The sequence below is a fragment of the Pseudomonas sp. H26/SER47-MNA-CIBAN-0231 genome (assembly GCF_040310465.1).
Taxonomy (GTDB): Bacteria; Pseudomonadota; Gammaproteobacteria; order Pseudomonadales; family Pseudomonadaceae; genus Aquipseudomonas; species Aquipseudomonas atacamensis.
The window spans coordinates 1-249 of record NZ_JBEOPW010000146.1 but is presented as its reverse complement, the minus strand read 5'-3'; the positions used below and the strand labels follow the sequence as shown (position 1 = coordinate 249).

General features: G+C 70.3%; 1 protein-coding gene. It reads right to left on the bottom strand.

The features are described from left to right. Positions 1 to 249 (bottom strand): MaoC/PaaZ C-terminal domain-containing protein (locus AAEZ10_RS27630; RefSeq protein WP_350571861.1); only part of this gene is annotated, 249 nt, incomplete at both ends.

Here is a 249-nt window from a genome sequence, read left to right as displayed (position 1 = left end):
AATCCATGCCTGCACGCCACCGTCGAGCGGCTCGACGCGCAGCAGCTCGCCGACGCCGCGCACGCGTGCGCCGACCTTCACCGGCGCGGGAAAACGGATCCTGTCGCAGCCGTAGTTGACGCCGAGCCGCGCGCCGTCGATGCGCACGATCTGCGGCAGGAAATGATTGACGAGCGCCAGCGTCAGGTAGCCGTGCGCGATGCACGCGCCGAACGGGCCGTCCTTCGCGCGCACCGGATCGACGTGCAC